General features: G+C 65.8%; 16 protein-coding genes. 11 read left to right on the forward strand and 5 right to left on the reverse strand.

The annotated features are described in order from the left end of the window. The first annotated feature begins 279 nt into the window (after window positions 1-279). Together HV675_RS14720 and HV675_RS14725 are read left to right on the forward strand one after the other, a co-directional pair. Complete coding sequence (locus HV675_RS14720) at window positions 280-582, forward strand: ArsR/SmtB family transcription factor (RefSeq protein WP_175111652.1); 303 nt, start codon at window positions 280-282, stop codon at window positions 580-582. A 97-nt stretch (window positions 583-679) separates the two neighbouring features. Then, window positions 680-1,738 (forward strand): alkene reductase, encoded by a 1,059-nt coding sequence (locus HV675_RS14725; protein ID WP_175111653.1) that lies wholly within the window; start codon window positions 680-682, stop codon window positions 1,736-1,738. 157 nt (window positions 1,739-1,895) lie between these two features. Here HV675_RS14725 and HV675_RS14730 read toward each other — a convergent pair whose 3' ends face one another. Then, a complete protein-coding gene (locus tag HV675_RS14730) occupies window positions 1,896-2,903 on the reverse strand; it encodes a YVTN family beta-propeller repeat protein (protein WP_175111654.1) in 1,008 nt (335 codons plus the stop codon). Between the two features lie 423 nt (window positions 2,904-3,326). On the opposite strand from HV675_RS14730, the gene HV675_RS14735 reads away from it, so the two are divergent. Both HV675_RS14735 and HV675_RS14740 read left to right on the forward strand, forming a co-directional pair. After that, window positions 3,327-3,938: a LysE family translocator gene (locus tag HV675_RS14735; RefSeq protein ID WP_175111655.1), complete on the forward strand. Its 612-nt coding sequence runs from the start codon at window positions 3,327-3,329 to the stop codon at window positions 3,936-3,938. 31 nt (window positions 3,939-3,969) lie between these two features. Continuing rightward, window positions 3,970-5,121, forward strand: coding sequence for an FUSC family protein (locus HV675_RS14740; RefSeq protein ID WP_175111656.1), 1,152 nt, complete (start codon window positions 3,970-3,972; stop codon window positions 5,119-5,121). A 62-nt stretch (window positions 5,122-5,183) separates the two neighbouring features. Here HV675_RS14740 and HV675_RS14745 read toward each other — a convergent pair whose 3' ends face one another. After that, complete coding sequence (locus HV675_RS14745) at window positions 5,184-5,618, reverse strand: hypothetical protein (RefSeq protein WP_175111657.1); 435 nt, start codon at window positions 5,616-5,618, stop codon at window positions 5,184-5,186. 126 nt (window positions 5,619-5,744) lie between these two features. Continuing rightward, window positions 5,745-6,329, reverse strand: a complete 585-nt coding sequence (locus HV675_RS14750) for a nitrogen fixation protein NifQ (protein WP_175111658.1) — start codon at window positions 6,327-6,329, stop codon at window positions 5,745-5,747. A gap of 229 nt (window positions 6,330-6,558) precedes the next feature. Between HV675_RS14750 and HV675_RS14755 the strand changes: the two genes are divergently transcribed. Then, complete coding sequence (locus HV675_RS14755) at window positions 6,559-8,676, forward strand: putative bifunctional diguanylate cyclase/phosphodiesterase (RefSeq protein ID WP_175111659.1); 2,118 nt, start codon at window positions 6,559-6,561, stop codon at window positions 8,674-8,676. Between the two features lie 105 nt (window positions 8,677-8,781). Further along, on the forward strand, window positions 8,782-10,074 hold the full coding sequence (locus HV675_RS14760; RefSeq protein ID WP_175111660.1) for an aspartate carbamoyltransferase: 1,293 nt from the start codon (window positions 8,782-8,784) through the stop codon (window positions 10,072-10,074). A gap of 40 nt (window positions 10,075-10,114) precedes the next feature. Here the strand turns inward: HV675_RS14760 and HV675_RS14765 are convergent, their stop codons facing one another. Together HV675_RS14765 and HV675_RS14770 are read right to left on the reverse strand one after the other, a co-directional pair. Then, on the reverse strand, window positions 10,115-11,050 hold the full coding sequence (locus HV675_RS14765) for a LysR family transcriptional regulator (protein WP_175111661.1): 936 nt from the start codon (window positions 11,048-11,050) through the stop codon (window positions 10,115-10,117). A gap of 431 nt (window positions 11,051-11,481) precedes the next feature. Continuing rightward, complete coding sequence (locus tag HV675_RS14770) at window positions 11,482-11,652, reverse strand: hypothetical protein (RefSeq protein WP_175111662.1); 171 nt, start codon at window positions 11,650-11,652, stop codon at window positions 11,482-11,484. Between the two features lie 384 nt (window positions 11,653-12,036). On the opposite strand from HV675_RS14770, the gene HV675_RS14775 reads away from it, so the two are divergent. From HV675_RS14775 to HV675_RS14795, 5 genes are all read left to right on the forward strand, one after another. Further along, window positions 12,037-12,750, forward strand: a complete 714-nt coding sequence (locus tag HV675_RS14775) for a 2Fe-2S iron-sulfur cluster-binding protein (RefSeq protein ID WP_175111719.1) — start codon at window positions 12,037-12,039, stop codon at window positions 12,748-12,750. A gap of 13 nt (window positions 12,751-12,763) precedes the next feature. After that, entirely contained in the window at window positions 12,764-13,765 is a 1,002-nt protein-coding gene (locus tag HV675_RS14780; protein WP_175111663.1) for an FAD binding domain-containing protein, read from the forward strand. Beyond that, window positions 13,762-15,993 (forward strand): xanthine dehydrogenase family protein molybdopterin-binding subunit, encoded by a 2,232-nt coding sequence (locus tag HV675_RS14785; RefSeq protein ID WP_175111664.1) that lies wholly within the window; start codon window positions 13,762-13,764, stop codon window positions 15,991-15,993. Before HV675_RS14780 ends, HV675_RS14785 begins: the two co-directional genes overlap by 4 nt. A 150-nt stretch (window positions 15,994-16,143) precedes the next feature. After that, a complete protein-coding gene (locus HV675_RS14790) occupies window positions 16,144-16,737 on the forward strand; it encodes a nucleotidyltransferase family protein (protein WP_175111665.1) in 594 nt (197 codons plus the stop codon). A 202-nt stretch (window positions 16,738-16,939) separates the two neighbouring features. Beyond that, window positions 16,940-17,656 (forward strand): PIG-L deacetylase family protein, encoded by a 717-nt coding sequence (locus HV675_RS14795; RefSeq protein WP_175111666.1) that lies wholly within the window; start codon window positions 16,940-16,942, stop codon window positions 17,654-17,656. Window positions 17,657-17,714: the final 58 nt, after the last annotated feature.

The raw sequence follows: 17,714 nt of genomic DNA on the forward strand, positions 1-17,714 counted from the left end.
GCGCGGTATATCCGGCCGGCAGCACGGCGCCGGCCGCTCCGCGCGCCACGGGGGGGCGAATTGCGACAGACAGTTAGTTGCATAGCAACCCACCGCCATAGCGACACCTTCCCCGGAATCAAGCGTGACCCTGGCTGCGGAATGGCTTTCACTCGTATCGTAAAATTCCGATATAAGATTCGCCACCTGACGATGCAGATGTCGTAGTCCTGAAGCCTGGACGTCCGTTACATCCGCCACGGCCTTGACGAACGCCTCGAAGAACCTGAAGCAGTTCCCATGACGATCGATATCGACGCGATACACAAAGCGCTCGCGAACCCGATGCGCCGCGAGATTCTCGCGAAGCTGCGCGACCCGGAGCGGCATTTCCCCGCCCAGGAAATGCCGCACGAGTTCGGCGTGTGCGCGGGCAAGATCGATCAATGCTGCGACCTGTCGCAATCGACTGTCTCCGCGCACCTGGCCGCCCTTCAGCGCGCCGGGCTCGTGACGTCGAAACGCGTCGGCCAGTGGGTCTTCTTCAAGCGCAACGAGGAAGTCATCAAGGCGTTCATCGAGCAGATGAACGCGGACCTCTGAGCTCACACGCACGCATCGGCAACGCCAGCTTTTTCAGGCTGAACCCCAGGCCGGACCCACACACGCGGGCATATGCCCATCAGACAAGGTGAAACTCATGCCGACACTTTTCGATCCGCTCAAGATTGGCGATCTCACGCTCAAGAGCCGCATCATCATGGCGCCGCTCACGCGGCAGCGCGCCGAGAATATCCGCGTGCCGAACGCGCTGATGGCGCAGTACTACGCGGAGCGCGCATCCGCCGGGATGATCCTGTCCGAAGCGACCTCCGTGACGCCGCAAGGCGTCGGCTACGCAGACACGCCGGGTATCTGGTCGCAGGAGCAGGTCGAAGGCTGGAAGCTCGTGACCGACGCGGTGCACAAGGCGGGCGGCCTGATCTTCCTGCAACTGTGGCATGTGGGCCGCGTGTCGGACCCGCACTTCCTGAACGGCGACCTGCCGGTCGCGCCGAGCGCGATCGCGCCGCAAGGTCACGTGAGCCTGCTGCGCCCGCAACGTCCGTTCGTCACGCCGCGCGCGCTCGATATCTCGGAAATTCCGGGCATCGTCGCCGCATATCGCAAGGGAGCGGAAAACGCGAAGGCGGCCGGCTTTGACGGCGTGCAGGTGCACGGCGCAAACGGCTATCTGCTCGACCAGTTCCTGCAGGACAGCACGAACCTGCGTACCGACGCCTATGGCGGCCCGATCGAAAACCGCGCGCGGCTGATGCTCGAAGTGGTCGACGCATGTATCGATGTGTGGGGCGCCGCTCGCGTCGGCATGCACCTCGCGCCGCGCGGCGACTCGCACACGATGGGCGATTCGAACCCGCTCGCCACGTTCGGCTATGTCGCGCGCGAACTCGGCAAGCGCAAGATCGCGTTTATCGCCGCGCGCGAAGCGCTCGGCGAAGGCCGCATCGGACCGCAACTGAAGGAAGCGTTCGGCGGCCCGTATATCGCGAACGAGAAGTTCACGAAGGACACCGCGCAACAGGTGCTCGACGCAGGTGAAGCGGATGCGGTCGCGTGGGGCAAGCTGTTCATCGCGAATCCGGATCTGCCGCGGCGCTTCGAACTGAACGCGCCGCTGAACGAGCCGGACGCGTCGACGTTCTACTCGGAAGGTCCGCAGGGCTATATCGACTATCCGTCGCTCGAAGCGGCTTAAGCAGTCAAGCCATCCGAAGCGGGCCGTACTTCGCGGCCCGCATATGCGAAGCGCGCCCGGACGTCGATCCGGGCGCGCTTTTTTTGAACCGCAACGCAGGCGCAACGCGACGTTCAACTACCCGCAAACGACCATCGACGAGCGGCCCGCCGCCGCGTCAATCCGGATTCGGCGGATACACCGGCGCGCGATTCTGAAAGTAGATGCCATGCGGCGAGCGTCCCACCGCGATCGTCGCAACCAGCTTGCGCGCAGGCAGATCGATCACGCCGACGTGACGCGAGAAGCGGAACGTCACCCACAGAAAACGCCGGTCCGCGGACAGCTCCATATCGTCGGGGCCCGGCATTAAATTGTCGATTTCCCCGGTGTTCTGCAGCGTCGTATAGTCAAGAATGCTGATCGTGTTGGCCACCCGATTGGTCACCGCAACATGACGGCCGTCGTCGAGGTTGCGGAAGTTGTGCGCGCCGCGCCCGGTGTGGATCCGTTTCACCACCTGATGCAGATGCGGGTCGACCACCACGACGTCGTCTTCCCCGGTCATGCCGACCAGCAGGCTCCGGTCGCCGGGCGTCATCCAGAGCCCCGCGGGATCGCGCCCGACCGGTATCTTCCACAGCACCGACTGCGTGGCCAGATCGATTGCCGCCAGTTCGCCGGAATCCTGCAAGGTCACATAGACGATGTGCGCATCGGACGAGAACGTCATATGGCTCGGCGTTTTCGCGAGTGCAACGCGCTTCGCGATCGAAAAATCGCGGCCGTCGAAGCGATAGATATCGACGCGATCCAGCCTGAGCGCCGCGGTCACGAACCAGCGATGATCCGGCGAAAAGCCGAGTTGATATGGGTCTTCGATATCCTGCAGTTCGCGCTGCACGGTTGCGTTGTCCGGGTCGACGAACATCAGGCTGTTGGACACCGAATTCGCGACGATCAGCGATTTCTGATCGGGCGTGATCATCAGATGATGCGGTTCCTTGCCGGTGCTCGCGGTGCCGACCACCTGACGCGACTGTTCGTCGATCAACGTAAGCTGAGCCTCGCCCGAATCGAGCACGATCACTTTGGACGGACCGGGTGACGGTAGCGATATCGCGTGCGCCGCGTTTGCGAAGAACGCAATGCCGAGCACGCCGATGCAGGTGGCGAATGTCTTCAATTGATAGGGCCGAGCGATTGCCGAGCGGTTGTCAAACGCGTCACTATGCGCGAGCGCGAATCCCGATGCCAAGCCCCGTTACATAAATGATCTTTGCCTGACGAAGGCTTGCACAGGCTTTCGATGCACGGCCTGAATCGTTCTTCGCGCGGGGAGCCGCCGGATCGTCCGCCGCTATAATGGATCGTCCCGCGGCGGCGCATGCGGCGGCGCATGCACACGACTTGTCGACCGCTTGTCGCATACCAGTTCCCAGTCTTGCTGCGCGCTTATTGTGTTTCGTCGCCTGCTTGTCCGTTGCTTGTTCGTCGCTCGTTGTCCGCTTGTCTGTCGCCCGCTTGCCGCCAGTTGTCCCCTTGTTCGCCGGCCGCCCGTTTGCCGCTTATTGACCGTCGCAGTCCAACCGATCAACGGAGCCATCCCATGGCCTTGTCAGGTTTGCTCGTCTTCGCCGTCGCGCTCGTCGTGGCGGCCGGCTCCCCGGGACCCAGCATCGCGGCGCTGATCGCACGCGTGATGACCAACGGACTGCGCGACGTGCTGCCGTTTCTCGCCGCCATGTGGCTTGGCGAAGCATTGTGGCTCGGTTGCGCGGTCGCCGGGCTCGTCGCGCTCGCGCATACGTTCGCGGTCGTATTCATCGCGCTGAAGTTCGCCGGCGTCGCTTACCTGCTCTACCTCGCATGGAAAATGTGGCGTGCACCCGCGGACCTGCGCGCCGGCACGCTGCCGACCCATCGCTCGCCGTGGCGCATGTTCGGCGCGGGCCTCGCGGTCACGCTCGGCAATCCGAAGATCATGGTGTTCTATCTCGCGCTGCTGCCGACCCTGATCGACCTGTCGCGAGTCGGTCCGCTCGCGTGGCTCGAACTGACGCTGACGATGCTGATCGTGCTCGCCGCCGTCGATCTCGGCTGGGCACTCGCCGCGAGCCGTGCGCGCGCGCTGCTGACGAGCCGGCGCGCGGTGCGCATCGCGAACCGCACGAGCGCGGCGATGATGGCGGGCGCCGCCGCGGCCATCGCGACGCGTTGAGCGGGCGCACGCGCGACCGAACCCGCCACCGATGAATCCGCTCAGTTCATTCGCCCAACTGTCGCGTTCCGCGATCTTTTCGCTCGGGCGCGAGCTCGCCGCATGGAAGCCGTCGACGGAGCGCGCGCTATTCGGCGCCGAAGCGGTGCTGTCAGTCGTGCTGTCGGTTGCGTTCGCGCACGCGCTGCATCTGACCAACACCTGGTGGGCCGCGATCAGCGGCTTCGCGGTAATGCAGACGAGCTTCCAGGGCAGCGTCGAGCGCGCCACCTATCGTGTGCTCGGCACGCTGCTCGGCGCGCTGGTCGGGGTCGTCATCGGTCCGCTGATCGGCGACCGGCCGTGGCTGTTCATCCCGATGATCGGCGTGATCGGCGGCTTCTGCGTGTATAGCGGCAACGGCGCGGTCGCCTCTTATGCGTGGGTGCTCGGCGGCATCACGTCGCTGCTGGTCACGTATGAGGCGCACATCCTCGTGTCGATGGAGAAGACCGCGTCGTTCGCGGTGCTGCGGGTCGCGGAGGTGCTGGTCGGCACGCTGTCGTGCGTCGTCGTGGCGGGGATTTTTCAGATCGCGATCCGCTGGTATCGCCGCAGGCAGTCCGGCGGCGCAGCCCCGCCCGCGAGCGCCGCGCCGGCCGCCGCCCCGCCGTTACGCGCGATGCATGCGGCGCGCGTGCTGCTCGGACTGCAGTCCGGGCTGTCGATCGCGATTATCGCGGCGCTCACGTACACGCTGAATCTGCCGGGCTTCGCACAGGCGCTGGTGACGACGGTCGCGGTGATGGTGCTGCCGGCCGCGTCGCTGATGACGCGCGACCAGCGGCCGGTCATGCAGAAGATGGTGCAGCGTGTGACCGGCTGCCTGCTCGCGGGCGCGCTCGGCATTATCCTGCTGCCGCTGATGAACGGCAGGGAAATCCCCTGCCTGATCACGCTGTCGTGCGGCGTATGGATCGGCTGCCATGTGCAGAGCGGTAGCGCGGGCGCAAGCTATGTCGGCCGGCAGTTCACGATCGCGTTCATCATGGTGTTCGTGCAGGATCACCACTGGTCCGCCGACCCGCTGCCGGCCTTGATGCGGCTCGAGGGCATTCTGATCGGCATCGTCACGCTGGCCGCCGTCATGTTTGCGACCGCCAGTGTGCCGTTCCTGCCGTCGGCGGACGAAGCGAGCCCGTAGCGGCACGGGCCGGACGCCGCCCAGCACCGCGCCCACCGCGCCGCGGCTGCGGCCGCTGCGCGTTACTTGCCGTCCTTCAGCCGCGCCTCTTCCGCGGCCGCCTTGTAGTCGTAGGTCGGATAGAACTCGGTGCGATAGCCGCCCCAGGCGGTTTCCTCGAGCACGCGGTTCACCTCGCGCAGCCGGTTGGCCGGCACGCGCAGCGTGACGACCTGGCCGATGCCCATCATCACGTACCACGACACGACCTCGACGCCCGGCGGCGGAAATGCCTTGTAGAAGCCTTGCTTCGCGAGCGCCCTGTTGATCTCGGGCAGCGTCTTCGACTGATCGTGCTTCAGGAACACCGTCAGCAGGAACGTGCCGTCGCCGGCCGGCGACGCGGCGGGCGCACTCCCCGGCGCACTGGTGGGCGCGCTTTGCGCGAACGCGGGCGGCGCGCTCGCAAACGCAGCCAGCAGACCGAGCGTCGCGATCAGCTTTCGAACTGGGTACATCGACTTCTCCTGGAAACGTGGGCGGGGATGGCAACGGCGGGCAACTTCGCGCAGCAGCGGTCTTTATACCGGAATCGCGCTTGTGTTGCCGCCCCGTTTTATCCGCCGCCGTCGGCCGCGGCCACGTCAGGCTTTCGGAAAGCAGAAGCCGAAGTCCTCGCAACCGGGACACCCCGGCGCCGGCCCGGGCGTGCGCCCTTTGTCGAGCGCGACCTGCTGCGCGAGAAAGCGCTTCCAGCGCAATTCGTCGACATTGCGCGCGACGAGTACCGGATAGTGGCGCGTAAGAATCGCGCTGACGTCATCGCGGCCGTCGAGGCCGAGATCGCGCCACAGGTGGTCGGGCCGCAGGCATGCGCTGGCGATGATGGTCGCGAGGCACCATGCGTCGATCGCATTGGTGATGGGCGGCCGCTCGTGGCGCAGCAGCAGCTTGCGCAAATCGTCGACGAAGCGCTGATGCTGCGTCGCGGCCGCATGTTCGGGAAACGCCTCGAGCGGCAACGCGCCGGTGCGCGCGGCGTCGGGAAAATGCCGCGCGGCCAGCGCGCCGAGCGTATCGCGCGGCACCCCCAGATGAGCGAGCTCGCCGCTGGCGAGCTTCGCGCCGATCAGGCGCGCAAAGGTGACCGTGTCGGCCCGGCGGCGGTTGGCCGCGTGATCGAGCAGGCTTTGTACGCACGCGTCGCGCAGCAAAGGCGCGTCATCCATCGGCACGGTCATGGTGTGAATACCCCGCGTTGACGGCCCGGGCGTTCGCGCGCCCGAACTCGTCAGCACAATACGCCGAAAATGCAGACAAGAGCCACTTCTGTGGCAAAAATGCGCCGGCCGGCGCGCCGGTTCGGACTCATGCGCACGCGCACCGCGTGATGCGGATTAAATAATTGCAAGCTTGCGTCGATAACCTGAGAGGGAGTCATCTACCTCGGAACCTGCCATGCCCAGTTCGTACAACCTCGCATTGGTCGCGCTGTCGATCGCCGTCGCTACCCTGGCGTCGTACACCGCGCTTGACCTCGCGGGCCGCATCACGCTGCAGGCGGTCGCGCGCCAGCGCCGCGCCTGGCTCGCGGGCGGCGCCGCGGCGATGGGCGTCGGCATCTGGTCGATGCACTTCATCGGCATGCTCGCGTTTTCGCTGCCGATTCCGCTCGGCTACGACCTCGGCATCACCGGCGCCTCGCTCGCAATCGCGTTCGTCGTCTCGTACTTCGCGCTCGCGGTGGTCACGCGGCGCACGCTGACGCGCCCGCGCCTCGTCGCGGGCGGCGTGCTGATGGGCATCGGCATTGCCGGCATGCATTACACCGGCATGGCGGCGATGCGCATGGAGCCGGGCATCCGCTACCGCCCGCTGCTGTTCGCCGCGTCGCTCGCCATCGCGATCGTCGCATCGATCGCCGCGCTCTGGATCGCGCATATGCTGCGCGACTCGGGCCTGCGCCGCATCATCGTCAAGCGCACCGGCGCGGCCGCGATCATGGGCCTCGCGATCACCGGCATGCACTACACCGGCATGGCCGCCGCCGACTTTGCGCCGGGCGCGATCTGCGGCGCGGTGCAAGGCTCGAGCGCGAGCGTCGCGGACGGCCAGAACGTGCAATGGCTCGCCGCGACGGTCATCCTCTTCACGTTCGCGATTCTGCTGGTCACGCTGCTGCTGTCGCGCTTCGATGCACGCGCAACCTTGCTGGTCGGCTCAGTCGCGACGCTCAACAACCAGATCGTGCGGCTCGCGACCTACGACACGCTGACGGGCCTGCTGAACCGCAGCTCGCTGACCGAGCGGATCGAGCGCGCGATCGACGTGTGCCGCGCGCGCAACACGTTGTTCGCGATTCTGTTTATGGATCTCGACGGCTTCAAGACGATCAACGACTCGCTCGGTCACGCGTTCGGCGATGAAGTGCTGAAGGCGTTCGCGCAGCAATTGCTGCAATGCGTGCGCGCGGCGGACTCGGTCGCGCGCCTCGGCGGCGACGAGTTCGTGATCCTCGCCGAAGACCTCCGCTCCGCGCAGGATGCCGCGCAGATGGCCGACAGCGTGCTCGCGCGGATGCGCGAAGGCATCGTCGCGGACGGCCAGGCGCTGCAGGTGATGCCGAGCATCGGCGTCGCGCTCTTCCCGCAGGACGGCGACAGCGTCGACACGCTGCTCAAGGACGCGGACGCCGCGATGTACGAAGCGAAGCGCGAAGGCCGCGGCACCTGGCGCTTCTTCGAGGCGCGCATGAACGAAGCGGCGCTGCGCACGCTGAAGATCCAGCGCGCGCTGCACGAAGGCATGGGCAAAGGCTATTTCGCGCTGCACTTCCAGCCGAAATTCCGCAGCGACACCGGCGAGGTCGCGGGCGCCGAAGCGCTGCTGCGGCTCGATCATCCGGAATTCGGCCAGCTTGCGCCGGTCGACTTCATTCCGATCGCGGAACGCTCCGGCCAGATCGTGCAGATCGGCTACTGGGTGGTGCGCGAAACCTGCCGGCAGATCCGCCGCTGGCAGGCCGCCGGCCTGCCGCTGATGAAAGTTGCCGTGAACCTGTCGCCGCGCCAGCTGACGCAGGCGGAGCTCGTCCCGACCATCCTCGACATCGTGAAAGCCGAACAGATCGCGTGCGCGCAACTGATGTTCGAGATCACCGAAAGCGTCGCGATGCAGGACGCGCCGAAGACCATCGCGACGATCCATCAATTCCAGCAGGCCGGCTTCCAGATTTCGATCGACGACTTCGGCACCGGTTATTCGAGCCTCGCGTACCTGCAGCGTTTTCGTGTGAAGCAGCTGAAAATCGATCGCTTCTTCACGAACGGCCTCGATCAGAACGGCAAAGAGGGCACCGCCATCGTATCGGCGATCATCGCGCTCGCGCACTCGCTCGAAATGGACGTGGTCGCCGAAGGCGTCGAAACGGAATCGCAATACGACAAACTGAAAGACATGCGCTGCGACGAGATGCAAGGCTTTCTGCTCGGCCGGCCGCTCACCGCGGACGCGTTCGGCGCACTGATGCATCAGCAGATGCGCACCAACCCCGGCGCGTCGGCCCTGATGAACTGAGTGCCGCGCGTTTTTCCGAATATCTTCTTGACTTCGGGTATCAGCCGGTTAATATACGCACCGCGTATAGTCGCCTCTGAAAAACCAGCCGACCAAGGTGCCCGAATGAGCGTTCCGCAACAAGCCTTCCTGCGCGATGCGATGCGTCGCATGAACCTGACCCGCGACGGCTTCGCTAGCCGCATTGGCGTGTCCCGCCGGGCGCTCGACACGTGGCTGCTGCCCGACGACTCGCAGGAGTCGCGCGCGATGCCGGAAATCGTCGAGCGCTTCGTGTCGGAGATCGTGGTGAACGGCGAGACCACCGAGCGCTATACGCAGAGCGTAGACTCACAATCGCTCGCCAGCCAGATTCTGTTCGAAGGCAAGCCGCAGTTGCTGTCGGTCGATCAGTTTTCGCGCGAGGCGGTCGAGGCGCTCTTTCGCGTCGCGGACATCATGCAGCCCATCGCGCGCCGCCGGAAAATCTCGCGCGTGCTCGAAGGCGCGGTGCTCGGCAACCTGTTCTTCGAAGCGAGCACGCGTACGCGCGTGAGCTTCGGCGCCGCATTCTGCCGGCTCGGCGGCTCGGTCTGCGACACCACCGGCTTCACCTTTTCGTCGATGGCCAAAGGCGAGTCGATTTACGACACGAGCCGCGTGATGAGCGGCTATGTCGATGCGCTCGTGATCCGCCATCCGGAGCAAGGGTCGGTGGCCGAATTCGCGCGCGCGACCAACGTGCCGGTCATCAACGGCGGCGACGGCCCGGGCGAGCACCCGAGCCAGGCGCTGCTCGACCTGTACACCATTCAACGCGAGTTTTCGCGTCTCGGGAAAATTGTCGACGGCGCGCATATCGCGCTGGTCGGCGACCTGAAGTACGGGCGCACCGTGCACTCGCTCGTGAAGCTGCTTGCGCTCTATCGCGGCATCAAGTTCACGTTGATTTCGCCGCCGATGCTCGAAATGCCCGCGTATATCGTCGAGCAGATTTCGCGCAACGGTCATGTGATCGAGCAGACTCATGATCTGCCGGCCGGTTTGCGTGGCGCGGACGTCGTGTACGCGACGCGCATCCAGAAGGAGCGCTTCGCCGACGAATCGTTCGAAGGCTATACGCCGGATTTCCAGATCAACCAGGCGCTGGTCGATGCCGTGTGCGGGCCCGAGACGCTGATCATGCACCCGCTGCCGCGCGACAGCCGGCCCGGCGCGAACGATCTGAGCACCGACCTGAACCATGATTCGCGGCTTGCCATTTTCCGGCAAACCGACAACGGCATTCCGGTGCGGATGGCCATTTTCGCGGTGCTGCTCGGCGTCGATACGCTGGTCCAGCATTCGATGCGCGACGCGGCGTGGCGACCGCCCGCGTATCTCGGGCCGGACGATGCGGTGTTTCACGGCATCGATTGACGCAACGCGGCCCTTTCGAAACGAGCCGCGCATCGACAGCTCAAGCCATATCGAGTGCTTCGGCCGTCGCGCACAACTCACGGTGCGCGCTTAGCGCGTCGGCCGCGAAGTCGACGAACGCGCGCACCTTCGGCGAGCGTTGTCTGAGCGCCGGGTAAAGGATGTGAATGCTGCGCCTCGGCGTGTTGTAGCCCTCCAGCACGCGTTCGAGCCGGCCCGCCCGCAGAGGGCCGGCCGCGACATAGCCATGCACATACACGATGCCTGAATCGGCAAGCGCCGCATCGATCAGCGCGTCGCAGTGATCGACCACCTGGCGCGCGCTCTCGCCGACGCGCACCGTCCAGTCCCGGCTGCCCGACATGAAGTGCCAGTCGCGGCAGCGCCGCGTGTGCGCCGACATATACGCGATGCAATCGTGCGCGGCGAGATCGTCCGGCGTACGCGGACGGCCCCGCTCGTTCAGGTAGTGCGGACTCGCGCACGCAACCCACTGTGCGACGCCGACTTCGCGCGCGATCAATCGGCTCGACGGCAGATCGCCGATACGGATCGCGACATCGAAGCCTTCTTCGATGATGTCCTGCAACGCGTCCGAGAAGCTCGCCTCGACCGTGAGGCCCGGAAACCGCCGCCTGAATTCGACCAGCGCCGGCACGAGCACGGATCGGCCGAAGGCGACCGGCGCGGCAATCCGCAAGCGGCCGGACGGCGCCTGCGCGCACTGTTGCAAAGCAGCCTCCGCCTCCTTGAGCCCCGCGAGAATGTCACGGCAACGCTCGAAGAACACTGCGCCTTCCGCGGTCAGCCCGACGCTTCGGGTCGAACGATGCAGGAGCACCACGCCGGTTTGCGATTCGAGCCTGCTGACCGCTTTGCTGACGCCGGACGCCGTCAACCCCATCTGCCTCGCCGCAACGGTGAAACTGCTGGCTTCAGCGGCACGCACAAACGCCTCCACGGCGGACAAATCCATCTCAACCTCAACAAATCGGCGTTAGCCTTCGATATCTCTTCGACAGGCTTCGGCATCGTGAGCAGATCGCCATGCCGATGCAACCGGAATTCCGCGTCACTCAAACCCGATAACCAGCCGGCTTTATTTCACGACGGAATTGACGGGCATTCCCGCATGACTCTTTTGCGTTAAATCAGCTTGAACATCCTTTATCGGCTTCCGGGAACGCGGCGGAAACACGAATCACACAACGATTCGCGCGAGGCTCAAGCGTTTTCATCGCAAATCCCCTTCCGTTCAAAAGCCGTCAGTGACGGATTAGCCTGAACTTTAGGGGTACGCGCGATCAGTGTGAATCGCATCGCGGATCAATAAACTGCTCGATCGTCTCACGGCCCGCACCGAACGTCCGATGCACCGTGCGATCGCATGCAGCCGTGCGTTATGCGTCACACATCGCGCCGCGCGGTGCGCCGGTGCGGATTCTTTTCAATTCTGTCTAACACGTCGGTAAGGTCGCGTTCGCGCGATACGACCGCCTCAATTGCGCCGTGCATGAACCCTCCTTCGCCGATGGCACAACACGGCAGGCATTCTTTCAACTCTTTAGCGGCCCGCATTGCGCGACACACTCGCTATGTGAAGCTTGACTTTCAAATGCGCAAAACTATGGCGCGCCTGTTTACTTTCCAGCCTGTTGCGTGCAACGTGCTGCGTTGAAGTATCGGTTGTTCCACTTCCGCATTTGCCCTTCTGCTTTTTTGCCTGCGGCAGTTTTCTGGCCGATTGCCCATCGCATCGCGCGGCGCCGTGCCGCGTGGGCTTGTGCCGCGCGTCGATTTCGTCGGGCGAAGGGGCATCGAAATTGCTGCTGCTTTTTTAGCGTGCTCGCTGCGCATCGCTTGCCATCGCGGACCAGCCTCGCCGGTCCGCTTCCGGTTCGACGTCTGCGATCCGGTTGTCGCGAGTTCGCCATGACCTTTCATTGGAGCAAGCAGAACATCATGTTCAAGGACCACACTCACGACGACGCGCACGACAGCGACGTCGCCCCTTCCCCCACCCAGGTATCGCGCCGTCGCTTTCTGCAATCGGCGGCCGCCGCCGCGACAGTCGGCGCCGCTCCGCATCTGCATGCGCAGACAGAAGCCGCGTCGCAGGACACGGCCGCCAGCCGACAGCCTGCACCGTCAGTCACGCCCGCGCGGCCGGTGAAGCTCGTCGTCAACGGTCGCGAGTATGCGCTGCAACTCGAACCGCGTGTCACGCTGCTCGACGCGCTACGCGAATACGCGGGACTGATGGGCACGAAGAAAGGCTGCGACCGCGGACAGTGCGGCGCCTGCACGGTGCTCGCCGATGGCCGTCGCATCAACGCATGCCTGACGCTGGGGGTGATGCACGAAGGCGAAGCGATTACGACCGTCGAAGGGCTCGCGCCAAACGGCACATTGAGTCCGCTGCAGCGCGCATTCATCGAACACGACGCGTTCCAGTGCGGCTACTGCACGCCGGGCCAGCTCTGCTCGGCCACCGCGCTGCTCAGCGAATTCGGCGCGGGCACGGCGAGCACCGTCACCGCGGACGTGCGACAGCGCCCCACCGAACTGTCCGACGACGAAATTCGCGAGCGGATGAGCGGCAACATCTGCCGCTGCGGCGCCTACCCGAATATCGTCGCGGCGGTGCGCACGGTGCACAACGACGGCAACGCGTAAAGGAGAAACAGTCATGGACTCGATCTCGTACGAACGCGCTGCCGACGCGAATGGCGCGGTACGCGCGGCACAGCAGCCCGGCTCGATGTATATCGGCGGCGGCACCAACCTGCTCGATCTGATGAAGGGCGGCGTCACGCGTCCGGTCAGACTGATCGACATCACGCATATCAGCGGCCTCGACAGTGTCGCGACGCTGCCCGACGGCGGGTTGCGCATCGGCGCACTGGTGCGCAACAGCGACGCGGCGAATCACGCGCTCGTGCGCGAACGGTATCCGTTGCTTTCGCAAGCATTTCTCGCGGGCGCGTCCGCGCAATTGCGCAATATGGCGACCGTCGGCGGCAATCTGATGCAACGCACACGCTGCTCGTACTTTTACGACACCGCGTTCGCGCAATGCAATAAACGTCAACCGGGCAGCGGATGCGCCGCACTCGAAGGCATCAACCGCACGCACGCGATTCTCGGCGCGAGCCCGCAATGCATCGCCGTGAATCCGTCCGATATGAACGTCGCGCTCGCCGCCCTCGACGCGGTCGTGCGCGTGCGCGGCCCGAGCGGCGAACGCGCGGTGCCGATCGGCGAATTTCATCGTCTGCCTGGTGACCGGCCGGATCTCGACACCACGTTGCAACTGGGCGAACTGATCACCGCCATCGATCTGCCGCCGCCGCTCTTTAGCGATCACGCGCACTACCTGAAAGTGCGCGACCGGGCGAGCTATGCATTCGCGCTGGTGTCGGTGGCCGCCGCGTTGCAGATGAACGGCAACACGGTGACGAATGCGCGCATCGCGCTCGGCGGCGTCGCACACAAGCCATGGCGCGCCAACGCCGCCGAACAGATGCTGACCGGCCATCCGCTCGACGATGCGACCTTGCGCGCGGCCGCGGCCGCCGCGGTAAGCGATGCGCGTGCGCAGCGCGACAACGCATTCAAGATCGAACTGGCGCAGCGCGCGATCGTGCGCGCGGTGAATCAGGCCGCGGGCCGCAGCGGAGGTGTCGTATGAACATGATCGGCTATCCGCTCGATCGCACCGACGGCGTCCTGAAAGTCACCGGCGGCGCGCGCTACGCGGCCGAGTTTCCGGAAGGACGGCTCGCGCATGCGGTGCTCGTGACCAGCACGATCGCGAACGGCGCCATCGCGTCGATCGACGCAAGCCGTGCGCAGTCGCTGCCCGGCGTACTGCTCGTGATGACGTACCAGAACGCGCCGCGCCTGCCGCAAAAAGGCATGGCCGGCTTCGCGCCGCCTGCCGGCCGGCGTCTTTCGCTGTTGCAGGACAATCAGGTGCACTACAACAACGAGCCGGTCGCGGTAGTCGTGGCCGACACGCTCGAACATGCGACCGACGCCGCGCACCGGTTGCGCATCACCTATCAGACACAGCCGGCCGCGCTCGATTTCACGCAGGCGAAAGCGCGCATGCACGCGCCGGACAACCCGCAAGGGCGTCAGACCGACACCCGCCGCGGCGACTACGACGCGGGCCTGCGCGAAGGCACGGTACGCGTCGACGCGGTGTACACGACGCCGACGCAAACGCACAACCCGATGGAGCCGCATGCGACGATGGCCGTGTGGGACGGCCCGCATCTGACGCTCTACGACTCGACGCAAGGCATCACCGGCACCCGGGTTGCGGTCGCGAAAGCGCTCGGCATGCCGCCCGACAACGTGCGCGTGATTTCGCCGTTCATCGGCGGCGGCTTCGGTAGCAAGGGTTCGGCGTGGTCGCACGTCGCGCTCTGCGCGATGGCCGCCAAACAGACCGGGCGCCCGGTGCGGCTCGCACTCGAACGGCCGCAGATGTTCGGCCCGGTCGGCGCGCGTCCGCGCACCGAGCAGCACTTCGTGCTCGCGGCGAAACCGGACGGCACGCTGACCGCGATGCGCCACGACAGCATCTCGGACACGTCGATGATCGAAGACTGGACCGAGACCTGCTGCATGGTCACGCGCATGATGTACGCGGTGCCGAACCAGGTGACGACTCACCGCCTCGTGCAGTTGAACGTCGGCACGCCGACCTTTATGCGCGCGCCCGGCGAAACGACCGGTTCGTTCGCGCTCGAATCGGCGATGGACGAACTCGCGATCGAACTGAACATGGACCCGGTCGCACTGCGTCTGAAGAACTATGCGGAGGTCGACCCGCAGGAGAACAAGCCGTGGTCGGCCAAAGCATTGCGCCAGTGTTATCAGGCCGGCGCAGAACGCTTCGGCTGGTCGCGGCGCAGTCGCGCGCCGCGTTCGATGCGCTCGGGCAATACGCTGATCGGCATGGGCATGGCGAGCGCGACGTATCCGGCGAACCGCAGCGAGGCCGCGGCCGTGGCGCGCATCCTGCCGGACGGCAGCGCCTTCGTCGCGTCCGGCACGCAGGACATCGGCACCGGCACTTACACGGTGATGACGCAGGTGGCGGCCGATGCGATGGGCTTCGAGACGCAAAACATCCGCTTCGCGCTCGGCGATTCGACACTGCCGAACGCGCCCGGCTCCGGCGGCTCGCGCTCGGCGGCGAGCGTGTCGCCGGCCGTACGCGACGCGGCGACGCAGGTGCGCAACAAGCTGATTGCGCTGGCGCTCGCGGACCGCGCGTCGCCGGTGTTTGGCAGCGCGCTCGCCGATGTCACCGTCGAAAAGGGCTGGGTGGTGAGCACCCGCGACCCGGGCAAGCGCGACCCGGCCGCCGCAGTACTGGCACGCGCGGGCGGCCAGCCGATCGAGGCGACCGCCAGCGTGAAGTCCGGCGACGAACGGCAGCGCTATTCGTTTCATTCGTTCGGCGCGGTGTTCGCGGAGGTACATGTGGACGCGGACCTCGGCACGATTCGCGTTGCGCGCGTCACCGCGGTGTATGACGTCGGCCGCGTGCTGAACCCGAAGACGGCGCACAGCCAGCTGATGGGCGGCATCGTCTGGGGCATCGGCACGGCGCTCGAGGAAGAGAGTTCGCTCGATCCGCGCGATGGCCGCATCACGAACGGGAATCTTGCCGAGTATCACGTGCCGGTCAATGCGGATGTGAAGACCATCGACGTGCTCGTACTCGATGAAGCCGATCCGTACATCAGTTCAGTCGGCGTGCGAGGCATCGGCGAAATCGGCATTACCGGCGTGCCGGCTGCGATCGCGAACGCGGTGTATCACGCAACCGGCGTGCGGGTGCGCGATCTGCCGATTACGCTCGATAAGGTGATGCCGGGGGTCAAGCGGCAGGTTGTGTAGTGGGGACTGCGCGGCGACAGGTCATCCGGAAAACGCATGAGGTCCGGCGTTCGACCGGTCGTCCGTCACCCCGATCACCGGCTTATGCCGCTTGCGTCACCCGCCGGTTGCGCCGCACAATCGGGTTCACTTCCTCTTCCGGTGCCGCCCATGACCTACGCGTCGCTCGCAACCGGCATCCTGCTGGCCGCCGGTTACGGATCCCGCTTCGATCCGGACGGTCTTCACAACAAGCTGCTCGCGCTATTGCCCGACGGCACGCCGGTCGCGCACGAGGCCGCGCACCGGCTGCTGCGTGTCGTGCCGCGCGTGCTCGCCGTGGTGCGGCCCGGTTCGGACCCGCTTGCCCGCGTGTTGAACGATGCCGGCTGCGACGTCGTGTTTTCGACGGACGCGCAGCGCGGCATGGGCGCGAGCCTCGCCGCGGGCGTTGCAGCGAGCGACGACGCGGAAAGCTGGATCGTCGCGCTCGCCGATATGCCGCGCATCGCGATCGCCACCGTCGAAACCGTCGCCCGCACACTCGACGGCGGCGCGTCGATCGTCGCGCCGTACTATCGCGGGCAGCGCGGGCACCCGGTCGGTTTCGGGCTCGCGCACCGCGACGCGCTGCTCGCGCTCGACGGCGACACGGGCGCACGCACGCTGTTCGCGCTGCACACGGTGACGCGGCTCGACATCGACGACCCCGGCATACTCGCCGATGTCGATACGCCGGACGATCTGCACAAGCTGCAACCGTGACGTCGTCCGCAGCCAGCAGCCCGCATGCGGCAACCCGCCCATCGCACAGGCACATGACTTGCGCATGCGCTCGACGCCCAGCCGGAAAACCCCGGCGCAGCCGCCCGCTTTTGCGCCTAAGCTGTGAAGGGCCGCGGCCATTGCGTCGCCGCGGCGCCCGTCCACCCCGCCACACGAGGCAGGTCCCGCAGTCACCCACGTTATGAGCGAAACCAACCCGCGTCTTTTTGTCGTGTCCCCTCATTTCGACGACGCCGTGTTCAGTTGCGGCGCGTTGCTCGCCATCTCTCCCGATGCCGCGGTCTGCACGGTGTTCGCCGCGCCGCCCGAGCACGACATGTGTACCGAATGGGATACGAAGGCTGGCTTCGCCGGTGCGTACGAGTCGGTGCACGCGCGTACGATCGAAGACAATCACGCACTCGCGGTACTCGACGCGATTCCGCTGCGCTTGCCGTTTCGCGACGCGCAGTATCTCGATTCGCCGTCGATCAGCAAGCTCGCCGGCGTGCTCGAAGAGACGATCTACGGCTCGACCGCGGACACGCTGCTGATGCCGCTCGGGCTGTTTCACAAGGACCACGCGCTGGTGTACGACGCGTGCTGCGAAATCTTGCCGCGGATGTCGCATCTCACATGGTTCGCGTATGAGGAAGCGATCTACCGACCGATGCCGGGACTCGTGCAGGCGCGCCTTGCCGACCTCGCGAAGCGCGGCATCGTCGCGACGCCCGCGCATCCGGCCGCCGACCATACGCTCGACGCCAAACGCCAGACGATGATGAAACGCGAAGCGGTCAGCGCGTATGAGAGCCAGTTGCGTGCGTTCGGCCCGCAAGGTTATGCGGACGTATTCGCCGGCGAACGCTACTGGCGGCTCGAAATGACACGGCGGTCGCGCACGGAACGCCGGACGTGAGCCGGAGGCGGCTCGCGCCACAGTCCGCTGGATGGCGCCTTCAGACGGACCGCGCATG

The organism is Paraburkholderia solisilvae (assembly GCF_902859875.1).
GTDB lineage: Bacteria > Pseudomonadota > Gammaproteobacteria > Burkholderiales > Burkholderiaceae > Paraburkholderia > Paraburkholderia solisilvae.